Consider the following 23,425-nt stretch of genomic DNA (forward strand, 5'->3'; position numbering starts at 1 on the left):
TATACTGAAAAGTGGGAGTATAACACAAATGGGGGAACAACAATGAGCGAAATTTTATTTATTAATGGAAAAGTACGTTTTCCAATCACTATTGATCCAACTGTTTGGATTTTTGATGATCGAAAAGTAGATTTGACAACTTACTTTGATGAAACTAGAGAAGAATTATCCGAATTAGAAACATACTTAAAACATACTTCAGAGCATTGGGATCGCGAAATCCGTGATGGTGCTGCCTTCCCGCCAATACAACAAAGTGTAAAGAAATATAAAAAAGAACAGCTTATTAACGGGACATTTGGCATACCACTTCATCCATTTCTTAAAAATGCTGAAATTTTAGAAGATGCTACTCAAGTCGAAATTGAAACCACAGACAATTCAATTACACTTCCGTTAGAAACAGCCCACAAAGCAATTCTCGGTTTTTCAAAAGAAGGTAAACCATTACGAGAAGACGGGCCTGTTCATCTATATTTCCATGATGGATCTAATAGACAAAATCCGATTCGTAACATCCGTAAATTTACAATCATTTAAATTGTATAATTAAAAGGCAAAAAAGGAGTGAGCTTAGGCTCACTCCTTTTTATAATAAATCTGCTGCTAGTTGTGCTAAATTAGAACGCTCTCCTTTAACAAACTTTACATGACCACTAATACGTTGCTCTTTAAATTTCTCTACAACATATGTTAAGCCATTATTATATTCATCTAAATACGGGTGATCAATTTGCTGAGGATCTCCCATTAATACAATCTTACTCTTTTCCCCTACCCTAGTTAGTATCGTTTTCACTTCATGCTTTGTTAAATTTTGTGCTTCGTCAATAATAATAAACTGGTCTGGAATACTTCTCCCACGTATATAGGTAAGCGCTTCTACTTCAATCGAACCCATTCCAGCTAAAATAGCATCTAACTCCCCTGGCTTTTTCGTATTAAATAAATACTCTAGATTATCAAAAATCGGTTGCATCCACGGTCTTAACTTTTCTTCTTTTTCTCCTGGTAAATAGCCGATATCTTTTCCGACTGGAACAATTGGTCTTGCAACAAGTAGTTTTTTATATAACCCTAAATCTTCCGTTTGCATAAGTCCCGAAGCTAACGCAAGTAGCGTTTTTCCTGTACCAGCTTTCCCTGTTAACGTTACAAGCGGAATATCTTCGCGAAGCAACAATTCTAATCCCATAATTTGTTGCACGTTTCGCGGTCGTATCCCCCACACTTGCTCATTGTGAAAAATAAGTTTCTTTACCTTCTTACCTAAGTGATCCACAATTCCAAGTGCAGAACTAGAGCCCCCTAGTGCATCTTTCATTACAACAAACTGATTTGGATAAAAAGGATGATTTGCGATTTCAGATAAAGGCAGTTCACCTTTTTCATAAAAATAATCTAATTGTTCTTTTGATATATATCCTTCTAAAAATCCTGAATATATATTTTCCACTTCGATTACTCGGTCACTTAAATAATCTTCAGCCTTCAAACCAATTGCATCAGCTTTTACCCTTACGAGCACGTCTTTACTTACTAAAATAACAGACTTCCCGTCCTCTTTTTCTTGTTCTTCTAAAGATAGGTTTTTCGCTACCGCTAAAATTCGATTATCATTTGTTTTTTCTACAAAAATATCTTGCAGTTGAACAAATGAGCGATGATTTAATTCAATACGAAATGTACCGCCGTTTTCTAACGGAATACTTTCATGCAGCTTTCCTATTTCGCGAAATTTATCTATTAACTTAGATACATAACGAGCATTTCGTCCTACTTCATCCATATAACGTTTTTTCGAATCAACCTCTTCTAATACAACTGCTGGAATCACTACTTCATTTGTTCCAAATGAAAAAATAGATAAAGGATCCTGCAAAAGTACATTCGTATCTAACACATAAATTTTATCCAACCCGTTACCCCCTGACTCCACTTTTAAATTTGTAGAACAAGGGTTTCATCCATAAAATATGGACGAACCATTGTTATAATTATATGTACCGTAAAAACGAGGTAGAATCGAAATTCATAGAAATTAAACCTTTTCTTTATTTTTTATTCATTTCTATTCAATATATTACTTTTTATTATAATTTTTCACATTAAATCACTATACTCACTTATAAAAGTTTATGAACGACGTTCCTATTCATCTTCTTTATAATTCTTTCATTCCTACTAATACTTGATTATCAAGCTTTTTAGCAGCTCGAAGATCATATGTTTTTTCATATGTTGGTTCAGTAGCAAGTTTCGCACCATAAAACATAACATCACGAACTTCTTGCACATTCACTTCTACTACCGTTAATTTTAGAGGAATCCCTTCCATTCTATCTGTTAAAATTTCACTTTCACCACTTATGGAAAATACGGATTCATTCGCCATTATAGTCAATACAACCCCTGCACTATGCCGTATATTATCCACAATACGTGAGCGTTGATCTACCGCAAATCGAATACTAGTTTCACTCACTGCATATACCCAAGAAATAGCACTTACGTTAGGGGTTTGTTTTTCGAAATCTGTTGTTGCTATCATAACGATACACTCTTTACGCAAAGATTGTACTAAATCATCTGTCAATGTAGGCTCAACTACATTCGCCATATTTCCACCTCCAAATATTCTTTATATATCCTTATCATAACCTATTTTTCGAATTGCGAAAATATTATTTTTTCCCGCTATTATTCAAAAACATTATACTTCCATGATATACTTATACTGATAGAATTCGTATTGAGGTGACGAAATGAGAGTCAAATGTATGATTTGTGATAAAAAAGATATGTTAGATGACGAAAATCCTATGGCAAAAAAACTGCGTAATCGCCCTATTCATACATATATGTGCATGGAATGTACGGAACGAATTGCAGAGCGTACTATGGAACGCCATGCGAGTGGTAATTTCCGATTATATCGTGATAAAAAAGTAGAAGACGATTGGTAAACCGGAAATAAGTCCTTAATCATATAGATAAGGACTTATTTGTATTTTTCTGGTTCACGATTCATCTGATCCAAAAAACAATCAATGGCTTCTACCGGAAATCTTGCACACCTTATTTCTCCATCAATTTCATATGTAATCAAATACATTTCTTCGTTCTTTTCAACTTCTACATTTCGTAATTTATGCTCTTCATATATCATATTTTGAAATAATACATACGTTTCTTGTGCAGCGCTATCATCTGGACGTGCTTCCGCAACCGTTTTAATTGTTAACCAATTATATAGTGCATCTTGTACTGAGCGCATGAAAGATCCTCCTTTTTTCACCCTGTTTTTTGTTGTTTAGCTTGACGTAAACGCAGTCTATAAATTCCAAGTACAATTGCCGCTACAACGAGCCCCTCTCCAACGGGTAAAAAAACTGCAAAAAAAGTTAATACCGTGCATCCAATTGCTAAAGATGTATATATCACTATATTTTTTAGTACCGATAGCTTCCTTGCAAATCCTAAATTATATACAAGTGCACTTAATAAAATTATCGTTCCATAAAGCAACCACATCCCTAACTCTGGATTTTCATCAACTTTACAAAGCTTCGCGAAAAATGACATTCTTTCTAACACTATCTTTCACCTCTTCTCATGAAACAAATTCTCTTTATGTACTTAATACAAGAGTAACTCGCAAAAAAAATACTGTCTACAAAAAAAGAGTAAATATTCTAAAAAAATAAACATAAAACAAAAAAACAGCTACCTTTTATAAAGGTAGCTGTTCTATTATTTTATGCTTCAACAGATTTCTTTTTCTTAGCAGCTCTTTCGCGCTCACTCTTATCAAGAATCTTTTTACGTAGACGAATTGATTCTGGAGTTACTTCACAGAACTCGTCATCGTTTAAGTACTCTAATGACTCTTCTAAAGTCATTAAGCGTGGTTTTTTCATTGTTGAAGTTTGATCTTTCGTCGCAGAACGAATGTTAGTTTGTTGTTTCATTTTTACAACGTTAACTGTTAAATCATTCTCACGTGTATGTTCTCCAACGATCATACCAGCATATACTTCTGTACCTGGTTCAACGAAGATTACACCGCGATCTTCAACTTGCATAATACCGTATTGTGATGCTTTTCCTGCTTCAAGTGAAACTAGAACACCTTGACGACGTCCACCCACTTGTCCAGCATGTACTGGTTGGTAGCAATCAAATGTGTGGTTTAAAATACCGTAACCACGAGTTAATGTTAGGAATTCTGTTGTGTAACCAATTAAACCACGTGCCGGAACCATGAAAGTAAGGCGAACTTGACCGTTTCCGTTATTCACCATATCTAACATTTCACCTTTACGTGCACCCATTGATTCCATAATAGAACCAGTGTATTCTTCAGGCACATCGATTTGTACGCGCTCTACAGGCTCACTTCTTACGCCATCAACATCTTTAATAATTACTTCAGGCTTAGATACTTGTAGTTCATAACCTTCACGACGCATGTTTTCAATTAAGATAGATAAATGTAATTCCCCGCGTCCAGATACGATCCATGCATCAGGAGAATCTGTATTATCTACACGTAAACTTACATCAGTTTCTAATTGTGAACGAAGACGCTCTTCAATTTTACGAGATGTAATGAATTTACCTTCACGACCTGCAAATGGGCTGTTATTTACAAGGAATGTCATTTGTAGTGTTGGCTCATCAATACGTAATAATGGTAAAGCCTCTTCATGCTCGACCGGACATACCGTTTCACCTACGTTAATGTCTTCCATACCTGAAACAGCTACTAAATCTCCAGCTTTTGCTTCTTCAATTTCTTGACGTTTTAATCCAATGTAACCAAATAATTTAGTTACACGGAATTGTTTTACACTTCCGTCAACTTTCATTAATGCAACTTGTTGTCCTACTTTCATTGTACCGCGGAATACGCGTCCAACCCCAATACGACCAACATAGTCATTGTAATCAAGAAGTGCTACTTGGAATTGAAGTGGCTCTTCGCTGTTATCAACTGGTGCTGGAATATGTTCAATAATTGTGTCAAACAATGATTTCATATTCTCTTCTTGATTTGCTGGATTTGAATCTAAGCTTGCTGTTCCGTTCATTGCTGATGCAAATACAACTGGGAACTCTAATTGATCTTCGTTTGCACCAAGTTCGATGAATAAGTCAACTACTTCATCAACTACTTCATCAGGGCGAGCGAAGTCACGGTCAATTTTGTTTACAACAACGATTGGAGTTAAGTTTTGCTCAAGAGCTTTCTTTAAAACAAATCGTGTTTGTGGCATACAACCTTCATATGCATCAACAACAAGTAGAACACCATCAACCATTTTCATGATACGTTCTACTTCTCCACCGAAGTCAGCGTGACCAGGTGTATCTAAAATGTTAATTCTTTTATCTTCATAGTGAATCGCAGTATTCTTCGCTAAAATTGTAATACCACGTTCTCTTTCTAGATCATTTGAGTCCATTGCGCGTTCTTCAATATGTTCATTCGCACGGAACGTCCCCGCTTGACGTAATAACTGGTCAACAAGTGTTGTTTTACCATGGTCAACGTGGGCAATAATTGCTATATTTCGTAAATCTTGTCGTTTTTTCAACATGTCCAACTCCTAATGTCTTTTTAATCCTTCTCTATTATAAGAGCGAAGGGGATACAATGGCAATCAAAATAAAATCAAGAATGAAAATATAGTTGTATTCTTACTTTTGTGAAAGTAAAATGAAATTGGAGGGTGAAGAAATGGAACACATTCAATATCGCTTTTTATTAACAGCAATTATCGGTGTTATCTTCTTAATTGGTATCGGAATTATGATTGCTGAAAATAGTCCCATTGGCATTATTATTTGCATTATCGGCACATTTGTTACAGTTGGATACGGTTTTGTAACAAAAAGAAAAATGCGTAAATCGCAATAACATTAAAAAGTAAGAAGCTTCTTTATGCCTCTTACTTTTTTTTCATTATTGTGATACAAATGGTAATAATTCTTCGTATACTCCTGGTTTTGCAACTAACACACTGCTTTTCTCTACAATAGAAAGAGGCGTTCCCAAGAACGTTGTCACTTTACCGCCAACTTCTTCTACAATAATCTGTCCCCCGCCAAAGTCCCATGGCGATAAGCGCGGTGTTACATATGCATCTAACCTTCCCGTTGCAACATATACCATTTCTAACGCTGCACAACCATATGACCTCGTACCTCTCGCCTTCTTAACGAGCATCATCATTTTTTCCATATTAAGCAATGGATTATCAGTAAGCCATATCGCATTCAAAGCTATAATTCCATGCTCTACCGTTCCTTTTTCCAACATGGGAATGGCTAAATCATTGCAAAAAGCCCCTTCTCCCTTTACCGCATGATATAGTTCGTCATGAACTGGATCATAAATAAGACCAATCTTTCCGATACCGTTCTCATAAATCCCGATTGAGATTGCGAAATTCCTTTTTTGGTGAACAAAGTTCATCGTGCCGTCAATTGGATCAATTAACCAAACAACCCCATTAGAAGAGGTAACCTCATCTCCGTATCCTTCTTCTCCTAAAATATTATGAGCCGGGAATGTTTCTTTAATTTTCCCAATTAAAAACTGCTCCGTTTCTCGGTCCATGTTTGTTACTAGATCAGCTGCATTTGACTTTGTTTCTATAATAAGTGTTTTTTTCAGTGACGCCATTAAATGTTCTCCCGCTTCTCGAATCCACTGTTTCGCGTGTGTATCGATGTCTTTCCATACTTCTTGCATGTTTAAACACTCCGATCTATACTGTTCACAGAAAAAACGAACCCTTTATAAGGTTCGCACCAACTAATTATTTATACATATACTATTATTACGCTTCTAAACGGATCATTTCAAGTCTTAACACTTCTAATTTTTGTACGCACTCTTCTTTTTTCTGTTTGTCGTTATCCATCATCGCATCATATAAAGTTGCTAATTCATAATCTAGCTCCAAACGTAGCACCGGAATTCTCTTTTCAGCATCTGTTCTCTTTAACGCATTAATCACCTGTCTCATTTTTTTGCCTCCTCCCAATATTCGTCTGCCCTCGGACTAGAATTAATTAAATTTTCTGATTTTTTGTTTTATACTATACTATGTTGGATAAATCATCTATGCAACAAAATTATATTTTTTTATTTAAATTTTTTTGTGCTGTTTTTTTTATGAATAGTACAAGCTATGCTAAAATTAAAACAAAATAGGAGTTGGAGGAACAATCATGACACTACAAACATTCACATCAACTGATTTTGAAGTCTTTACTGTTGATGGTCTTGAAGAACGAATGAGCGCAATTAAAACGAATATTCATCCTAAGCTAGACGCTTTAGGGGAACAGTTTGCAGCATATTTATCACAACAAACTGATGAAAACTTTTTCTACCATGTAGCAAAACATGCACGCCGCAAAGTCAATCCACCAAACGATACTTGGGTTGCTTTTTCAACAAATAAACGTGGATATAAAATGTTACCACACTTCCAAATTGGTTTATGGGGTACTCATGCCTTCATATACTTTGGTTTAATCTATGAGTGTCCACAAAAAGTGGAGACGGCTCACGCCTTCTTAGAACATTTAAATGATTTAAAAACAAATATTCCAAATAACTTCGTTTGGTCCATTGACCATACTAAACCAGGTGTAAAATTACATGAGACGCTTGAAACGGAAGACTTACAAAAGATGATTGAACGTTTAGCTACTGTGAAAAAAGCAGAGTTATTAGTCGGTATTCATATATCACCAGAGGAGTTTTCAGCAATGACCAACGAACAATTCCTTGCTAAGATTGAATCTACGATGCAACCACTCCTTCCTTTATATGCACTTTGTAATCGATAGTAGAAAACGGACAATTTATATTGTCCGTTTTTAGTTGTTATCACATTATAGCACTTCGTATTTTATTTTTCAAAATATTTTTACATTTTTACAATCTTTTTTTCTGCTACTTCCTTTGCTTTTTGAATCGTACGATATATAGAATATCCACTTACTTCTTGAAATTCTTTATCAATTTTTTTCTCCGCTGCCTTCGATGGCACAATCTCTTTAAAACGACGATATAATTCCATCAAATCTTCTCTCAAAACTCCTTTTTCGTATACCTTTTCAATCGCTTCATAAAACTTTACAACTGCTACCATTTCTTCATTTGACCAATCGTAATCAAGTGGATATTGATATTCCATTTTTGCACCTCATTCAGTATTCTTTCTTTTTCCATTATGCTACCTTTAAAAGAACCTTTTATTCTTCACTATAGCCACTCTGCATTATACACCATTTATCCATTTCAATGGAATTGTCTTCCTCTTCGTGGTATTTAAAATATAACTATTAAACATACTCACCTTGAAAATGAGATTTTTCTATACATCTATAATTATTGGTGATATAATGCTTTTGTTTTATAGAGAATAAAGTGAGACTACCATCCCCAAAAAGGCTTTTGCGAATGGCAGAAAAACAAGTCAAGTTCTAAAAGTTTGTCATCTTAATTTCCTTTTAGAATGAGATGAAATCATATAAAACAAACTCTAATAAATATTACGAAGAAGAAGGGGTGTATAGATTGTCCCAATACGAAACACCATTGTTTACCGCTTTAGTTGAGCACAGTAAGCGAAATCCAGTTCAATTCCATATTCCTGGTCATAAAAAAGGACAGGGCATGGATCCTACATTTCGCGAATTTATTGGGCATAATGCATTAGCAATTGATTTAATTAATATTGCGCCGCTCGATGATTTACATCATCCAAAAGGTATGATTAAAGAAGCACAGGATTTAGCAGCCGCTGCTTTCGGTGCAGATCATACTTTCTTTTCTATTCAAGGTACAAGTGGTGCAATTATGACAATGGTGATGAGCGTGTGCGGTCCTGGGGATAAAATCCTCGTGCCACGGAATGTGCATAAATCAGTAATGTCAGCTATTATTTTCTCAGGTGCAAAACCAATTTTCATGCATCCTGAGATTGATCCGAAGCTCGGTATTTCACATGGGATCACGATTCAATCTGTCAAAAAGGCTCTTGAAGAGCACTCAGATGCGAAAGGCTTACTTGTTATAAATCCAACATATTTTGGGTTTGCTGCAGATTTAGAGAAGATTGTAGAATTAGCTCATTCTTACGATATTCCTGTACTTGTTGATGAAGCTCACGGTGTTCATATCCATTTTCATGATGAACTGCCGATATCAGCCATGCAAGCGGGTGCAGATATGGCAGCAACAAGTGTTCACAAATTAGGAGGGTCTTTAACCCAAAGCTCTATTCTTAATGTAAAAGAGGGTCTTGTGAACGTAAAACATGTTCAATCCATTATTAGCATGCTTACGACTACATCAACTTCTTACATTTTGTTAGCATCCCTTGATGTTGCTAGAAAACGTCTTGCCACAGAAGGAAAAGCTCTCATAGGACAAACAATACAATTAGCTGAACATGTTCGTGATGCTATTAATGCTATTGAGCATCTTTATTGTCCTGGAAAAGAAATGCTAGGAACAGATGCTACTTTTAACTATGATCCTACAAAGATAATTGTATCTGTAAAAGATTTAGGTATTACAGGCCATCAGGCTGAAGTATGGCTTAGAGAACATTACAACATTGAAGTAGAACTCTCTGATTTATATAACATACTTTGTCTTATCACATTTGGAGATACAGAAAGTGAAACAGATACACTTATTACAGCATTACAAGATTTAGCAGCAACATACAGAAATAGAGCAGATAAAGGTGTTCAAGTACAAGTAGAAATACCTGAAATACCTGTGCTAGCACTTTCTCCTAGAGATGCTTTTTATTCAGAAACAGAAGTCATTCCATTTGAAAACGCAGCAGGTCGTATTATAGCTGATTTTGTTATGGTTTATCCACCAGGGATTCCAATCTTTACTCCGGGGGAAATTATTACACAAGATAACTTAGAGTATATTCTTAAAAATTTAGAAGCTGGGTTACCTGTACAAGGTCCCGAAGATATGACATTACAAACATTACGTGTTATTAAAGAGTACAAGCCTATCAGTTGATAGGCTTTTCTTTCACCTTTTTTTCCTTTTCTCATACGATATTTAAGAATGTAACGTATAGGTGGGGATACTATTATGATTGTAATAGGCCGTTCTATTGTACATCCTTATATCACAAATGAATATGAGCCATTTGCAGCTGAGAAACAACAAATTTTATCCATAATGGCAGGAAATCAAGAAGTTTATTCCTTCCGAACAGCTGATGAACTCAGCTTTGATCTTAATTTACGAGTTAATATTATTACTTCCGCGCTAGAACTTTTTCAAAGTGGATTTCAGTTTCGTACATTTCAACAATCTTTTTGCAACCCTCAGTTTTGGGAAAGAACATCCCTTGGCGGATTTCAACTACTTCCAAACATACCCCCTTCCATTGCCATCCAAGATATTTTCAAAAACGGAAAACTATATGGAACTGAATGCGCAACCGCTATGATAATTATTTTTTACAAAGCATTACTATCATTGTATGAGGAAAAAACTTTCAACCGTCTATTTGCAAACCTTTTACTTTATACCTGGGACTACGATCATGATTTAAAGCTCATAACAAAAACGGGTGGCGATCTTGTTCCAGGCGATCTTGTTTACTTTAAAAATCCACAAGTGAATCCAGCTACGATCGAGTGGCAAGGAGAAAACACAATCTATTTAGGAAATTTCTTTTTTTACGGACATGGCGTAGGTGTAAAAACAAAAGAAGAAATTATCTACTCATTAAATGAACGACGAGTCCCTTATGCATTTATTTCGGCTTTCTTGACTGATACTATTACCCGTATCGATAGTCGTATGATGAGCCACTACAGTTCGCCTAACACACCACAAACATCAATAGGCTTTATTCCTATTAGAGATGATGCAATCGTTGCAACAGTCGGACATACAACTACAATCTATTAAAAAAACGCCTACATGTGTAGGCGTTTTTTCTTAATTATTAAGCTTTTGTATGTTCTTTATGGTCACATTCGCAATGAGATCCACATTTCCCGTAAAGTACTGTCGTTTTCTCATCTTCAAAATGTCCGATTGTTCCTTCACATACTTGGCATACGATTGTTCCCATTTTCATTTCCCCCTGAGTTTTAAGAATAATCTACTTATATATGATTAAGCTTTCGCATTGTCTCTACTAGCACAGTCACAATTTGAACCACATTTTCCGTAAAGTACTGTCGTTTTCTCATCTTCAAAATGTCCGATTGTTCCTTCACATACTTGGCATACGATTGTTCCCATTTTTCATTTCCCCCTAAGTTTATGGTCCTAAAAACTTTTAGCTGTCCATTTCCTATCAATTATTGGGCTTTTGTATGTTCTGTGTGCTCACATCCGCAAGATCCACATTTCCCGTAAAGTACCGTTACTTTCTCATCTTCGAAGTGTGCAATTGTACCTTCACAATCTTGACATACGATTGTTCCCATTTTTCATTTCCCCCTAAGTTTATAATCCCAAAAACTTTTGTAACCGCTTAACTTTCTGTCTTTATTGTAATATGTTATACTTTTTACGTCAATAGGTTTTTAGTATAACACATTGAATATTTTAAAATTAAATTAGTATGAGATATTAACACAAAAAAACAGCCATATCTCATACGTACGACTGTTTCTTGTTAATTATTCTTCATACTCCGCATGCAAAGAAGTAGATGGAACAAGAAATTTAAAAAACTGAGCTAACTCCTCCGCTTCCTCTTCCGATCCTAACTTAAAAGTTTCTTGTATATATGGAACATTTTCTACATCATCTCGCCCAAGCAAAGTAGATCTCCCTGTTTGCATACAAACAATAAGCGGCTTTCCAAAAAACATATTTGTATAAATAACTCCAAAATCATAACGTGTATCATGCGTCATAAATCCTAAAAATCGTACCTTCACACTTTCATGCTCATCATACAATTTTTCAAACATCAGTTTCCACCTTTCTAAACAACACTTCCTACTCAATAATATATTAAACAAAAAAAGTAATACTCCTTTTAATTGTCAAAAAATTCAGTAGGATGTAGAATGATATTATTCTACTAAGCTAGGGGGAATTTGTATGCAACACGCCTTTATCACACTTGTACCTAAATCCAATCAACAATCTGTTTCAATAGAGGATGTAAAACACCTTTTTCATAATTATAAAACCGTTACTTCCAAGACTGGTGATCAAATTAATTATTCTTATACAAATACAGCTTTTCCTTATGAAATATTAGATACATCAGCAACAACATTAAAGCTCCAATCAAGTCACGATCGATATGATTCTATTTATGTAGGGATTGGAATAGAAAAGGAACAATCTTTCATTCAAGTTTCTTTACCTACTACAGCAACATTTGGTGATAAGGGAAAAGCAAATGAATTTAGCCGTTTTCTAGCGAAGAAATTAGAAGGAGAGTTACAACTATTTAATGGAAGAACAATGTATTTCTATAAACGTTAATTTAAAAAATAGAGAATAGAATTAAAAAGAGTATACAATTCGAACATGTAAGTAATAAAGCCTGCTTCCTTACGTGTAATAGAAAACATGCAATTACATATGCTAAATAAAGAAATACGAAAAAGAGAATTACTTTATAATGAAACTTATCACCATTCGATAATGTTAATACAACGGAAAAACCACTCCATAATAAAAAATGATAAAATATAACATGTAATATTTTCATGGAACCTTCTCCTTTGACATGCTCTATTTTATTAATATATGGGATTAAGTTTGAATCAATTACATATTATACAACGGCATATATTCTAACGATTCATTTAAAGTATTATATATTCATTCGACAAGTACATATAAAGACCTTGCAAGTCATTTTATGAAAATAAAAATAACCCATCTCTTTAAATAAGAGATGGGCTATTTACATTACTTAAATTATTTTACAATGTGAATTGGCATTCCAAGAGCAACTTCAGCTGCTTCCATTGTGATTTCACCTAATGTTGGGTGAGCATGGATTGTTTGAGCGATATCTTCAGCTGTCATTCCAGCTTCGATAGCTAAACCAATCTCAGAGATAATATCAGAAGCACCTGCACCTGCAACTTGTGCACCTACAAGAAGACCATCTTCTTTACGTGTTACAAGTTGTAAGAAACCGTCAGTGCTGTTTAATGATAACGCACGACCGTTTGCAGCGAATGGGAACTTAGATACAGCTACTGTCATTCCTGCTTCTTCAGCTTGTTTCTTAGTGTAACCAACAGATGCTAATTCTGGATCAGTGAAGCATACTGCAGGAATTCCGATGTAATCGATTGCTGATGCATGGCCACTAATTACTTCAACAGCTACTTTACCTTCGTAAGAAGCTTTGTGAGCTAATGGTGGTCCAGGAACGATATCACCGATTGCATAGATGTTTGGTACGTTTGTACGACATTGCTCATCGATTTCGATGATGCCGCGGTCAGTCATTTTAACTCCAACTTGCTCAAGACCGATTTCTTGAGTGTTTGGACGACGACCTACAGTTACTAATACGTAATCTGCTTCTACAGTTTGGATTTCACCTTTAACTTCAAAGCTAACTTTTACGCCAGTTTCTGTTTCTTCAACGCCTTTAGCCATAGCTTTTGTATGGATATTTACGTTACCTTTCTTTTGAAGAGCACGTTTAACAACAGAGCTCATAGCTTTTTCGAAACCAGCTAAGATTTCGTCGCCAGCTTCTACTACAGTAACTTCTGTACCGAAGTTAGCATATGCAGTACCTAATTCCATACCGATGTAACCGCCGCCGATTACAACAAGTTTTTTAGGAATTTCAGGTAAGCTTAAAGCACCTGTAGAGTTGATAACACGTTTAGAGTATTTGAATCCAGGAATTTCGATTGGTGTAGAACCAGTTGCAAGAACAGCATTTTTAAACGTATAAGTTTGTGCTGCATCTTCAGTCATTACGCGTAATGTGTTAGCATCTACGAAGTAAGCTTCACCGCGAATGATTTCAACTTTGTTACCTTTAAGAAGGCCTTCAACACCGCCAGTTAATTTCTTAACTACGCCGTTTTTCCATTCTTGAACTTTTGTAAAGTCAACTTTTACGTTCTCTGCAGTGATACCCATGTCATCAGAATGCATTGCATTCTCATAACGATGACCTGCATTGATTAACGCTTTTGAAGGAATACATCCAACGTTTAAGCATACGCCACCAAGGTTAGCTTTTTCAATAATTGCTACCTTTTGACCTAATTGTGCTGCACGAATTGCCGCAACGTATCCACCAGGACCTGCACCAACAACGACTGTATCTAATTCAATTGGGAAATCTCCTACTACCATTGTTATTACGCCTCCATTACTAATAATTGTGGGTCATTCAATAGACGTTTAATTTGGTTTAATGCTTTTTGAGCAGTTGCGCCGTCAATTAAACGATGGTCAAAGCTTAGAGATAATGCTAATACTGGAGCTGCAACGATTTCACCGTTTTTCACAACTGGTTTCTCAGCGATACGGCCGATACCAAGGATTGCTACTTCTGGGTGATTGATAACTGGAGTGAACCATTGTCCACCTGCAGAACCAATGTTTGTAATTGTGCAAGAAGCACCTTTCATTTCAGTTGGAGCTAAACGACCGTCACGTGCTTTACCAGCAAGTTCATTGATCTCATTAGAGATAGTAAAGATAGATTTACGATCTGTATCTTTAACAACTGGTACTAATAGACCTTTGTCTGTATCAGCTGCGATACCGATGTTGAAGTAATGTTTATGAACTACTTCTTGAGATGCATCGTCTAAAGAAGTGTTTAACATTGGGTATTCACGTAATGCAGATGTTAAAGCTTTAACAACGTATGGAAGGTAAGTTAATTTAATACCTTTGTCCGCTGCAACAGCTTTGAACTTCTTACGGTGAGCAACAAGCTCAGTTACATCAATTTCATCCATTAATGTTACGTGAGGAGCTGTATGCTTAGAGTTAACCATTGCTTTCGCAATCGCTTTACGGATACCACTCATTTTCTCACGAGTTTCTGGATATTCACCAGCTGGGATTGGTTGTGCTTTTGGTGCTTCTTCTTTCGCTGCTGCTGCTGGAGTAGCTTCTACTGCTGCTGGAGCCTCAGTTGCTGCTACAGTTTGTCCACCATTTGCAAATGCATCGATGTCAGTTTTCACAACACGGCCGTTCTTACCAGAACCAGCTACTTTATGAATATCTACACCTTTTTCACGAGCATATTTACGAACAGATGGCATAGCGATAACGCGCTCATTTACTACTTCTGCAGTTGCTGCTGGAGTAGCTTCCGCTGCTGGAGCTTCTACTGCTGCTTCTTCAGCTTTTGGAGCTTCATCATGATCGTCACCTTTAAATTTAAGGTTTTCGTATCCAGGAGCATCAAATTTAATTAATGTATCTCCTACAATTGCAACTGTTCCTTCTTCTACAAGTACTTCAAGTACTTTACCTTTAACAGGAGAAGGGATTTCTACTACTGCTTTATCATTTTGTACTTCAAGAAGTACATCGTCTTCATTTACTTCATCGCCTGGTTTAATAAACCATTTTACGATTTCACCTTCGTGGATACCTTCACCGATATCTGGTAGTTTAAATTCAAATGCCACGGAATTCAGCCCCCTGATTCATTTCATTATTATGGAATATGTACAAAAGAAACCAGCATGTGCTGATTTCTTCTGCACATGAAAAACTAAAAATTAGAAGTTCATTACTTTGTTAACAGCTTCAACAATATCTTTATGGTTTGGTAACCATACGCTCTCAGCTTGAGAGAATGGGAATACTGTATCAGCAGCTGCAACACGTACAACTGGAGCTTCTAAGTTTAAGATTGCACGGTCGTTAATTTCCGCTACAACGTTAGCTGCAATACCAGCTTGTTTTTGAGCTTCTTGAACTACAACTACGCGACCTGTTTTTTCAACAGAAGCGATGATTGTTTCGATATCTAATGGTTGAACTGTACGTAAGTCAACAACCTCTAAAGAGATACCTTCTTTTTCAAGTTCTTCAGCAGCTTTTAATGCAGCGTGAACCATAGCACCGTAAGCGATAACAGATACATCTGTACCTTCACGTTTGATATCAGCTTTACCTAAATCAATTGTGTAATCGCCTTCTGGTACATCTTGACGGAATGAACGGTACAATTTCATATGCTCTAAGTAGATAACTGGATCGTTGTCACGAATCGCAGAGATTAAAAGACCTTTTGCATCGTATGGAGTAGATGGAATAACAACTTTTAGACCAGGTTGTTGAGCCACTAATCCTTCTAAGCTATCAGCATGTAGTTCTGGAGTATGAACGCCACCACCGAATGGAGAACGAATTGTTACTGGAGCAGTCCAACGTCCACCAGAACGGTAACGCATACGAGCTAATTGACCAGAAACTGAATCCATTACTTCATAAATGAAACCGAAGAATTGAATTTCTGGAACTGGACGGAAACCTTCAAGTGCAAGTCCAACTGCAAGTCCACCAATACCAGACTCTGCAAGTGGAGTATCCATTACACGATCTTCACCGAATTCAGCTTGTAAACCTTCAGTAGCACGGAATACTCCGCCGTTTACACCAACGTCTTCACCAAACACAAGTACGTTAGGATCATTTTTCATTTCAACGCGTAAAGCATCAGTGATTGCTTGAATCATTGTCATTTGAGCCATGGCTTACTTCGACTCCTTTTCTTTGTAAATTTCATATTGTTCAGCTAAGTTGTAAGGCATTTTTTCGTACATGATTTCCATTAAATCAGTAACTTTTTGTTTTGGAGCTTGGTCAGCCTTAGCAATTGCTTGTTTGATATCTTCTTTTGCTTCTTCGATTACTTTCTCTTCAACTTCTTGAGACCATAGGCCTTTGTTTTCTAAGAATGCACGGAAGCGTACGATTGGATCTTTTTGTTCCCATTCGTTTTCGATATCTTTTGTACGGTAACGAGTTGGGTCATCGCCAGCCATTGTATGTGGACCATAACGGAATGTTAAAGTCTCGATTAAAGTAGGACCTTCGCCGTTTACTGCGCGCTCACGAGCGAATGCAGTTGCTGCGTATACAGCTAATGGATCCATACCGTCTACTTGAATTCCGTAAATACCTGCTGCTACTGCTTTTTGCGCTACAGTTTTAGCTGCAGATTGCTTTTCTACTGGAGTAGAGATTGCATAACGGTTGTTTTGTACAACGAAGATTGCTGGAGCTTTGAATGCACCCGCAAAGTTCATACCTTCGTAGAAGTCACCTTGTGAAGCACCACCGTCACCAGTGTAAGTAATTGCAACAGATTTTTTACCACGAAGTTTCATACCTAACGCAACACCAGCAGTTTGGATAATTTGCGCACCGATAATGATTTGTGGAGCAAGTGCATTTACATTCTCAGGCATTTGGTTACCCATGAAATGTCCACGAGAGAATAAGAATGCTTGATATAATGGTAGACCGTGCCACACTAATTGTGGAACATCACGATATCCTGGTAAGATGAAATCTTCTGCTTCAAGTGCGAAATGACTTGCTAATTGAGAAGCCTCTTGTCCAGCAGTTGGTGCGTAGAAACCTAAACGTCCTTGACGGTTTAAAGAAATAGAACGTTGATCTAGTACGCGAGTATACACCATACGGCGCATTAATTCTTTTAATTGATCATCAGATAATTCAGGCATAGCTGCTTCATTCACAACTTCGCCTTTTTCATTTAAAATTTGTAATGTTTCAAATTGAGCTGCGATAGCTTTCATTTGCTCATCAACATTAAATAGGGTCTTTTTTGTTTTAGTACCCATTCCGTTCACCTCTTCCTCTCTTGAACCATATTCTGAAACGCTTTCACTACCTATTAACTAGACTGAAAGCGCAACAATGTAAACCAACAAATTTGTCTGTCGGTTGAGAATAATTTTGTGTACCTAACAATCTGTACTAATGTTTTTTCAAAAACATATTAATACAATCTTGATCACGTTTTTTAGTTTACAACTATTCTAATTACGATGTCAATTACTTTGAATACGTTTTTTTATAAATAATATGCAGGTTTCCTCTACACAAACGTGTTTTTATTTTTCACATCTGTATTAGTAAGCAATAACCTACTGTTATATTATTCCCTTTTTAACTTGTTTTTTCTCTTAGAATAATATGTAAACGATTTAATTCTCTTTAGTTTTTCTCTCTTCTCAATAAAATTATACAAACACTTCTTCCTTTTATAGGTAATTACCTATACATTTCTAATCATTCCTCCATACATTATAGTAACCGCAGTATTAGCGGGAAATGATAAAGGAGGTCATCTCATGTACGGATACTCATATTGCTATCCAACAACTTGTTCATATCCTTCCTACGGTTATGGCGGTTCTTGTGGCGGATCTGGACGCGGCTTCGCCTTAATCGTTGTGTTGTTTATCCTTTTAATTATCGTTGGTGCTGCTTGCATTCGCTAATTAATGTAAAATGAAACAACTATGGAAAGAAACAGACGGCTTGCCGTCTTTTCTTTTTATTACATAACTTATCTATAGAAAATTTGTTTCCAAGTAGCTCTTCCTTACTTGCCGATGACTTTTTTTATCTCCTTTGGTAGACTAAAGAAGAAAGGAGAGATTACATATGCTTACAATGAATAAGGTAATTCGTGAAGGAAATCCTATTTTGCGCGACGTCGCAGAAGAGGTCTCCTTACCCGCTAGCGAGGAAGATACAAGTACCCTTAAAGAAATGATTGAATTTGTAATAAATAGCCAGGACCCTGAAATGGCTGAAAAATATAATTTACGCCCCGGAATCGGATTAGCGGCTCCGCAAATCGGCATTTCAAAGAAAATGATTGCGGTTCATGTAACTGATACGAACGGTACGTTATATAGCTACGCATTATTTAACCCGAAAATCATTAGTCATTCTGTTGAACGTACATATTTACAAAATGGTGAAGGCTGTCTATCTGTAGACCGTGAAGTACCTGGTTACGTCCCTCGTTACACAAGAATTACAGTAAAGGCAACAACGATTAACGGTGAAGACGTAAAACTGCGATTAAAAGGTTTACCCGCAATTGTATTCCAACATGAAATCGACCATTTAAACGGTGTTATGTTCTATGACCATATTAATAAAGACAATCCATTTGTGGCTCCCGATGATTCAAAACCTCTAGAGCGATAATAATAAAGTGAAACTTTAATCAGAGGGGGTTTTGTCCATCCCCTCTGATTATTAGCCCACACCAATCGGGCTTTTACGGGCAGTTAATTTCCCGCCTAACTTCCTCGCATGTGCCGAATTTTGAGGTGGGAGTCTTACTGCCCGTTAATGCGGGATAAAAAGGCGGAAGTTAACCTTCCGCCTTTTTATTATATGAAATGGGTTCCATATTCACTTATAACAATCCAGCCCATTTTAATCCATGATATATACCGTCTTCACTTACATCGTTTGTCACATGATTTGCAAGTTTTTTCAAGTCTTCATGACCATTTCCCATCACAATACCTGTGCCGACTGCTTCAATCATTTCTAAATCGTTTAAGCCATCCCCAAATGCATACACCTGTTCACGGTTAAATCCTAATTTTTCAATGAACTTCTCAATCCCTTTTGCCTTAGAACCACCATTAGGAATAATATCCATTGAATATGCATGCCAGCGTATAAAATGAAAATCTGAATAATGATGAATAAACTTTTCTTCTTCGTTTACTTCACAAAAAAGAAGCGTTTGATAAATATCGCGTTTCTCATAAAAATCAGGTTCATATGCCGGATGCTCAAATTGTAAGCTTCCAAAACCTTCTTTTACATAATCATGATATTCCACTGACGCTCTCATTTCTTGATGGTCAAGATATACAAGTGGATATCCTTCTTGTTTTGCAAACTGAGTAAACTTATGTAGAGCATCAGGATGTAATGGATTATTAAATAATACCTCATCCTCAAATACAACATACTGTCCGTTAAAACTAACATAATTATGTATATTGAGTTCCTCACGAATATCTTCAAACATAAATGGCGCACGCCCTGTCGCAATCGCTACATGCACACCTTTTTCTTGTAAGTCTCTTACTGCATCACGTGTAGATTGCGGAATTTTTTTATCATGATCTAATAATGTTCCATCAATATCAAAAAAGACAATTTTATCATTCATTTGTCAAAATCCTTTCTGGCACTCTATATTCCTATTTTGATTATCACTTTTCAAATTTCAAAAAAAAGTATAACATATTAAACATCTGTGAAGAAAGCGTTCACTTTCTGACCTTATTTATGAAATGTGCATATATATATTAGTAAAAATTGTGGCTACTTGTTCGGATGAATTTTCTTTTCTATTCTTTCTCATACTATACCTATAACTAACGGCTACTAATCGTTACTACAGGATAACTAGTACTGTACTGGAAAGGACAAGATTCACAATCAACTTCTAAACCTTCTTTCTTATACGGGGACGGAGTTATCATTAGTAATATGCATGTTTAAAATAAGGAAAGGAAGGAGTAATCATGCTGAAGAAGCTGAAGAAAAAGCTCAAGCGTTATTTAAACGATTTAGTCCGTAAGAAGACAATCGCTTAAATTGTGCCCATTTCGGGCTTTTTCTTCATTCTCATTCGAAAAAACATGAAAATCGTGACTGTTTGCTTTATAATAAGTAACAGATAATGCAAAACATAGACAAGGAGAGGTTTTCCCAATGATTTTTAAAGTATTTTATCAAGAAAAATTAACTGAGGTCCCAGTACGTGAAAATACAAAAGTTTTATATTTAGAGGCTACGTCTCAAAAGGATGTTCGTAAAAAATTACAAAAGTTCGCATATAATATCGAGTTCGTTCAGTCTGTTACTGGTGCTCATCTTGAATATGAAAAACAAAACGCTGATTTAATATTAGCGGAGATCGTATAGTCATATGAAATTCCTAAAAAATGATCAAGCTGCCGTTTTTGCCCTCGGTGGTCTTGGTGAAATCGGTAAAAATACATATGCTGTTCAATTTCAAGATGAAATTATTATAATTGACGCTGGAATTAAATTTCCAGAAGACGAACTCCTCGGGATCGATTATGTAATACCAGATTACACTTATTTTGTGCGAAACGAAGATAAAATTAAAGGGTTATTCATTACACATGGTCACGAAGATCATATCGGTGGAATTCCTTATCTATTACGTCAAGTAAACATTCCAATTTACGGCGGAAAATTAGCACTTGCCCTAATAAAAAACAAATTAGAAGAGCACGGATTACTTCGTAAAGCAAAACTTTATGAAATTCAAGAAGATGATGTTATTAAATTTAAAAAGACATCTGTTTCCTTCTTCCGTACAACTCACAGTATTCCGGATTCATACGGAGTTGTTGTGAAAACACCTCAAGGACAAGTCGTTCATACAGGTGATTTTAAATTTGATTTCACACCAGTCGGCGAGCCAGCAGATTTAACAAAAATGGCCGAAATCGGAAAAGACGGTGTACTTTGTCTCTTATCTGATAGTACAAACAGTGAAGTGCCAAACTTTACGATGTCTGAGCGCCGCGTTGGTGATAGTATTCAAGATATATTCCGCAAAGTAGACGGTCGTATCATATTCGCAACCTTTGCATCGAATATCCATCGCTTACAACAAGTTGTTGAGGCTGCTGTTGAAAACAATCGTAAAGTAGCTGTATTCGGTCGAAGTATGGAAGCAGCTATTGAAATCGGACAAAACCTTGGTTATATCCGGTGTCCAAAGGATACATTCATAGACACATCTCAGCTAAACCGCCTACCAGCTAATAAAGTTGTTATGTTATGTACAGGTAGTCAAGGGGAGCCGATGGCAGCACTTTCACGTATTGCCAATGGTACACATCGTCAAATTCAAATTATCCCTGGCGATACAGTTGTTTTCTCTTCCTCACCAATCCCAGGCAATACAATTAGTGTAAGTCGTACAATTAACATGTTGTACCGCGCTGGCGCTGATGTAATCCATGGTAAACTCTCAAATATTCATACGAGTGGACACGGTGGACAAGAAGAACAAAAGTTAATGCTACGTCTTATTAAGCCGAAATATTTCATGCCAATTCATGGTGAATATCGTATGCAACGTATGCATATGAAATTAGCGAATGATTGTGGTATTCCAGAAGAAAATTGTTTCATTATGGATAACGGGGATGTTCTCGCTTTACGTTCTGATGAAGCAAGCGTAGCTGGGAAAATCCCATCTGGCTCTGTCTATATCGATGGAAATGGTATTGGAGATATCGGTAATATCGTATTACGTGATCGTCGCATTCTTTCTGAAGAAGGACTCGTTATTGTAGTTGTAAGCATTGATATGAAAGAATTTAAAGTTGCAGCAGGACCTGATATCATCTCGCGTGGTTTCGTTTATATGCGTGAAAGCAGCGATTTAATCAACGATGCTCAAACATTAATTACAACACATTTAGAAAAAGTAATGGAGCGAAAAACAACACAATGGTCTGAAATTAAAAATGAGATTACAGACACATTAGCACCATTCCTATACGAAAAAACGAAACGTCGTCCAATGATTTTACCAATCATTATGGAAATATAAGAAAAAGGACAATGCCTCCTCGGCATTGTCCTTTTCTCTTATCTTAAAAAATGCTTAAAACGATCTACTTCATCGTCATGACCAATTACAATTAATATATCTCCCGCCTGAATGTTTTCTGTAGCTCGAGGAGATACGATAACTTCTTTCCCACGTTTAATTGCTACAATGTTCAAACCAAACTTCGCACGAATATCTAATTCAATTAAAGAGTGCCCATCAATTTTTTTATTTGCGATAATCTCTACAATACTATGCTCATCTGAAAGCTCTAGGTAATCTAACACATTACTTGATGCGATATTATTAGCAATCCTTTTTCCCATATCTCGTTCTGGATGCACAATATGATCTGCCCCTATTTTACTTAACACTTTTTCATGATAGTCATTTTGAGCTTTTACAGTAATATTTTTCACACCTAATTCTTTCAAAATTAACGTTGTTAAAATACTTGAATTCAAATTATCTCCAATAGCAACGACTACATGATCAAAATTACGAATACCAAGACTTTTTAATACCATCTCATCTGTTGAATCTGCAATTACAGCATGCGAAGCTATATTTGCAAACTCATTAATTTTATCCTCATCTGAGTCAATTGCCATTACTTCCATACCTAATTGAGCTAATTCACGGCAAATACTTCCACCAAAACGGCCAAGCCCAATAACAGCAAATTCTTTCTCTTTTTCGCCCACAGGAATTCCTCCAATAACATCAAGTACTATGTACTTTTATTGTAACAT

The 23,425-nt window shown here is 36.2% G+C and carries 30 protein-coding genes; 11 read left to right on the forward strand and 19 right to left on the reverse strand.

The genetic code is table 11. From position 1 onward, the window contains the following. Positions 1 to 42: 42 nt before the first annotated feature. A complete protein-coding gene (locus tag BWGOE10_RS19795) occupies positions 43 to 540 on the forward strand; it encodes a hypothetical protein (RefSeq protein ID WP_070144663.1) in 498 nt (165 codons plus the stop codon). Between the two features lie 49 nt (positions 541 to 589). Here BWGOE10_RS19795 and BWGOE10_RS19800 read toward each other — a convergent pair whose 3' ends face one another. Beyond that, entirely contained in the window at positions 590 to 1,918 is a 1,329-nt protein-coding gene (locus BWGOE10_RS19800; protein WP_070144664.1) for a PhoH family protein, read from the reverse strand. 246 nt (positions 1,919 to 2,164) lie between these two features. Next, on the reverse strand, positions 2,165 to 2,620 hold the full coding sequence (locus BWGOE10_RS19805) for a pyridoxamine 5'-phosphate oxidase family protein (RefSeq protein ID WP_070144665.1): 456 nt from the start codon (positions 2,618 to 2,620) through the stop codon (positions 2,165 to 2,167). Between the two features lie 145 nt (positions 2,621 to 2,765). Here BWGOE10_RS19805 and BWGOE10_RS19810 point away from each other — a divergent pair, with 145 nt between their 5' ends. Further along, complete coding sequence (locus tag BWGOE10_RS19810) at positions 2,766 to 2,966, forward strand: YlaI family protein (protein WP_002111485.1); 201 nt, start codon at positions 2,766 to 2,768, stop codon at positions 2,964 to 2,966. A 35-nt stretch (positions 2,967 to 3,001) separates the two neighbouring features. Here the strand turns inward: BWGOE10_RS19810 and BWGOE10_RS19815 are convergent, their stop codons facing one another. The 3 genes from BWGOE10_RS19815 to typA form a co-directional block, all read right to left on the reverse strand. After that, positions 3,002 to 3,277: a hypothetical protein gene (locus tag BWGOE10_RS19815; protein ID WP_002146008.1), complete on the reverse strand. Its 276-nt coding sequence runs from the start codon at positions 3,275 to 3,277 to the stop codon at positions 3,002 to 3,004. Positions 3,278 to 3,294: 17 nt separating this feature from the next. Next, positions 3,295 to 3,597 carry a YlaH-like family protein gene (locus BWGOE10_RS19820; protein ID WP_002066917.1) on the reverse strand — a complete coding sequence of 101 codons (303 nt, stop codon included), beginning with the start codon at positions 3,595 to 3,597 and terminating at the stop codon, positions 3,295 to 3,297. A 161-nt stretch (positions 3,598 to 3,758) separates the two neighbouring features. Further along, positions 3,759 to 5,603, reverse strand: coding sequence for a translational GTPase TypA (typA, locus tag BWGOE10_RS19825; RefSeq protein ID WP_002111487.1), 1,845 nt, complete (start codon positions 5,601 to 5,603; stop codon positions 3,759 to 3,761). A 140-nt stretch (positions 5,604 to 5,743) separates the two neighbouring features. Between typA and BWGOE10_RS19830 the strand changes: the two genes are divergently transcribed. Beyond that, a complete protein-coding gene (locus BWGOE10_RS19830) occupies positions 5,744 to 5,923 on the forward strand; it encodes a DUF5325 family protein (protein WP_000400127.1) in 180 nt (59 codons plus the stop codon). Between the two features lie 45 nt (positions 5,924 to 5,968). Here BWGOE10_RS19830 and BWGOE10_RS19835 read toward each other — a convergent pair whose 3' ends face one another. Together BWGOE10_RS19835 and BWGOE10_RS19840 are read right to left on the reverse strand one after the other, a co-directional pair. Continuing rightward, positions 5,969 to 6,760, reverse strand: a complete 792-nt coding sequence (locus tag BWGOE10_RS19835; RefSeq protein WP_002199494.1) for an inositol monophosphatase family protein — start codon at positions 6,758 to 6,760, stop codon at positions 5,969 to 5,971. Positions 6,761 to 6,848: 88 nt separating this feature from the next. Beyond that, the gene (locus BWGOE10_RS19840) at positions 6,849 to 7,037 is read right to left on the reverse strand and encodes a hypothetical protein (protein WP_002121995.1); all 189 of its coding nucleotides are present in this window, start codon (positions 7,035 to 7,037) and stop codon (positions 6,849 to 6,851) included. Positions 7,038 to 7,242: 205 nt separating this feature from the next. Between BWGOE10_RS19840 and BWGOE10_RS19845 the strand changes: the two genes are divergently transcribed. After that, positions 7,243 to 7,869, forward strand: coding sequence for a YktB family protein (locus BWGOE10_RS19845; protein WP_070144666.1), 627 nt, complete (start codon positions 7,243 to 7,245; stop codon positions 7,867 to 7,869). Between the two features lie 80 nt (positions 7,870 to 7,949). On the opposite strand, the gene BWGOE10_RS19850 is transcribed toward BWGOE10_RS19845, so the two are convergent. After that, entirely contained in the window at positions 7,950 to 8,219 is a 270-nt protein-coding gene (locus BWGOE10_RS19850; RefSeq protein WP_002111491.1) for a UPF0223 family protein, read from the reverse strand. Between the two features lie 383 nt (positions 8,220 to 8,602). Here BWGOE10_RS19850 and speA point away from each other — a divergent pair, with 383 nt between their 5' ends. Both speA and BWGOE10_RS19860 read left to right on the forward strand, forming a co-directional pair. Next, a complete protein-coding gene (speA, locus tag BWGOE10_RS19855) occupies positions 8,603 to 10,075 on the forward strand; it encodes an arginine decarboxylase (protein WP_070144667.1) in 1,473 nt (490 codons plus the stop codon). A gap of 75 nt (positions 10,076 to 10,150) precedes the next feature. Further along, complete coding sequence (locus tag BWGOE10_RS19860; RefSeq protein WP_070144668.1) at positions 10,151 to 10,981, forward strand: protein-glutamine gamma-glutamyltransferase; 831 nt, start codon at positions 10,151 to 10,153, stop codon at positions 10,979 to 10,981. A gap of 37 nt (positions 10,982 to 11,018) precedes the next feature. On the opposite strand, the gene BWGOE10_RS19865 is transcribed toward BWGOE10_RS19860, so the two are convergent. The 4 genes from BWGOE10_RS19865 to BWGOE10_RS19880 form a co-directional block, all read right to left on the reverse strand. Then, positions 11,019 to 11,147, reverse strand: a complete 129-nt coding sequence (locus tag BWGOE10_RS19865) for a GapA-binding peptide SR1P (RefSeq protein ID WP_070144669.1) — start codon at positions 11,145 to 11,147, stop codon at positions 11,019 to 11,021. A gap of 44 nt (positions 11,148 to 11,191) precedes the next feature. Continuing rightward, positions 11,192 to 11,320: a GapA-binding peptide SR1P gene (locus BWGOE10_RS19870; protein ID WP_002033839.1), complete on the reverse strand. Its 129-nt coding sequence runs from the start codon at positions 11,318 to 11,320 to the stop codon at positions 11,192 to 11,194. Between the two features lie 59 nt (positions 11,321 to 11,379). Then, positions 11,380 to 11,508 (reverse strand): GapA-binding peptide SR1P, encoded by a 129-nt coding sequence (locus BWGOE10_RS19875; RefSeq protein ID WP_002111499.1) that lies wholly within the window; start codon positions 11,506 to 11,508, stop codon positions 11,380 to 11,382. A 195-nt stretch (positions 11,509 to 11,703) separates the two neighbouring features. Further along, positions 11,704 to 12,000: a DUF3055 domain-containing protein gene (locus tag BWGOE10_RS19880; RefSeq protein WP_000462037.1), complete on the reverse strand. Its 297-nt coding sequence runs from the start codon at positions 11,998 to 12,000 to the stop codon at positions 11,704 to 11,706. Positions 12,001 to 12,133: 133 nt separating this feature from the next. On the opposite strand from BWGOE10_RS19880, the gene BWGOE10_RS19885 reads away from it, so the two are divergent. Beyond that, positions 12,134 to 12,526, forward strand: coding sequence for a DUF1885 family protein (locus tag BWGOE10_RS19885; protein ID WP_070144670.1), 393 nt, complete (start codon positions 12,134 to 12,136; stop codon positions 12,524 to 12,526). 1 nt (position 12,527) lies between these two features. Here the strand turns inward: BWGOE10_RS19885 and BWGOE10_RS19890 are convergent, their stop codons facing one another. The 5 genes from BWGOE10_RS19890 to pdhA form a co-directional block, all read right to left on the reverse strand. Beyond that, positions 12,528 to 12,755, reverse strand: coding sequence for a hypothetical protein (locus BWGOE10_RS19890; RefSeq protein WP_070144671.1), 228 nt, complete (start codon positions 12,753 to 12,755; stop codon positions 12,528 to 12,530). 212 nt (positions 12,756 to 12,967) lie between these two features. Continuing rightward, on the reverse strand, positions 12,968 to 14,380 hold the full coding sequence (lpdA, locus tag BWGOE10_RS19895; RefSeq protein ID WP_000260105.1) for a dihydrolipoyl dehydrogenase: 1,413 nt from the start codon (positions 14,378 to 14,380) through the stop codon (positions 12,968 to 12,970). A gap of 5 nt (positions 14,381 to 14,385) precedes the next feature. Next, a complete protein-coding gene (gene pdhC / locus BWGOE10_RS19900) occupies positions 14,386 to 15,678 on the reverse strand; it encodes a pyruvate dehydrogenase complex dihydrolipoyllysine-residue acetyltransferase (protein WP_070144672.1) in 1,293 nt (430 codons plus the stop codon). Between the two features lie 93 nt (positions 15,679 to 15,771). Beyond that, entirely contained in the window at positions 15,772 to 16,749 is a 978-nt protein-coding gene (gene pdhB / locus BWGOE10_RS19905) for a pyruvate dehydrogenase complex E1 component subunit beta (protein WP_000068162.1), read from the reverse strand. Positions 16,750 to 16,752: 3 nt separating this feature from the next. Further along, positions 16,753 to 17,868 carry a pyruvate dehydrogenase E1 component subunit alpha gene (gene pdhA / locus BWGOE10_RS19910; protein ID WP_000536893.1) on the reverse strand — a complete coding sequence of 372 codons (1,116 nt, stop codon included), beginning with the start codon at positions 17,866 to 17,868 and terminating at the stop codon, positions 16,753 to 16,755. Between the two features lie 513 nt (positions 17,869 to 18,381). Between pdhA and BWGOE10_RS19915 the strand changes: the two genes are divergently transcribed. Together BWGOE10_RS19915 and def are read left to right on the forward strand one after the other, a co-directional pair. Further along, positions 18,382 to 18,531, forward strand: coding sequence for a YjcZ family sporulation protein (locus tag BWGOE10_RS19915; RefSeq protein WP_000274565.1), 150 nt, complete (start codon positions 18,382 to 18,384; stop codon positions 18,529 to 18,531). A 166-nt stretch (positions 18,532 to 18,697) separates the two neighbouring features. Beyond that, positions 18,698 to 19,252 (forward strand): peptide deformylase, encoded by a 555-nt coding sequence (gene def / locus BWGOE10_RS19920; RefSeq protein WP_070144673.1) that lies wholly within the window; start codon positions 18,698 to 18,700, stop codon positions 19,250 to 19,252. Positions 19,253 to 19,466: 214 nt separating this feature from the next. Here the strand turns inward: def and BWGOE10_RS19925 are convergent, their stop codons facing one another. Next, a complete protein-coding gene (locus BWGOE10_RS19925) occupies positions 19,467 to 20,240 on the reverse strand; it encodes a Cof-type HAD-IIB family hydrolase (RefSeq protein WP_070144674.1) in 774 nt (257 codons plus the stop codon). A 548-nt stretch (positions 20,241 to 20,788) separates the two neighbouring features. Between BWGOE10_RS19925 and BWGOE10_RS19930 the strand changes: the two genes are divergently transcribed. Together BWGOE10_RS19930 and rnjA are read left to right on the forward strand one after the other, a co-directional pair. Next, the gene (locus BWGOE10_RS19930) at positions 20,789 to 21,001 is read left to right on the forward strand and encodes a DNA-dependent RNA polymerase subunit epsilon (protein WP_000576437.1); all 213 of its coding nucleotides are present in this window, start codon (positions 20,789 to 20,791) and stop codon (positions 20,999 to 21,001) included. A 4-nt stretch (positions 21,002 to 21,005) separates the two neighbouring features. Continuing rightward, entirely contained in the window at positions 21,006 to 22,673 is a 1,668-nt protein-coding gene (gene rnjA / locus BWGOE10_RS19935; RefSeq protein WP_016106048.1) for a ribonuclease J1, read from the forward strand. A 38-nt stretch (positions 22,674 to 22,711) separates the two neighbouring features. Here the strand turns inward: rnjA and BWGOE10_RS19940 are convergent, their stop codons facing one another. Continuing rightward, positions 22,712 to 23,377: a potassium channel family protein gene (locus BWGOE10_RS19940; RefSeq protein ID WP_000504032.1), complete on the reverse strand. Its 666-nt coding sequence runs from the start codon at positions 23,375 to 23,377 to the stop codon at positions 22,712 to 22,714. Between the last annotated feature and the right edge of the window lie 48 nt (positions 23,378 to 23,425).

The organism is Bacillus mycoides (assembly GCF_001757995.1).
Classification (GTDB): domain Bacteria; phylum Bacillota; class Bacilli; order Bacillales; family Bacillaceae_G; genus Bacillus_A; species Bacillus_A mycoides_B.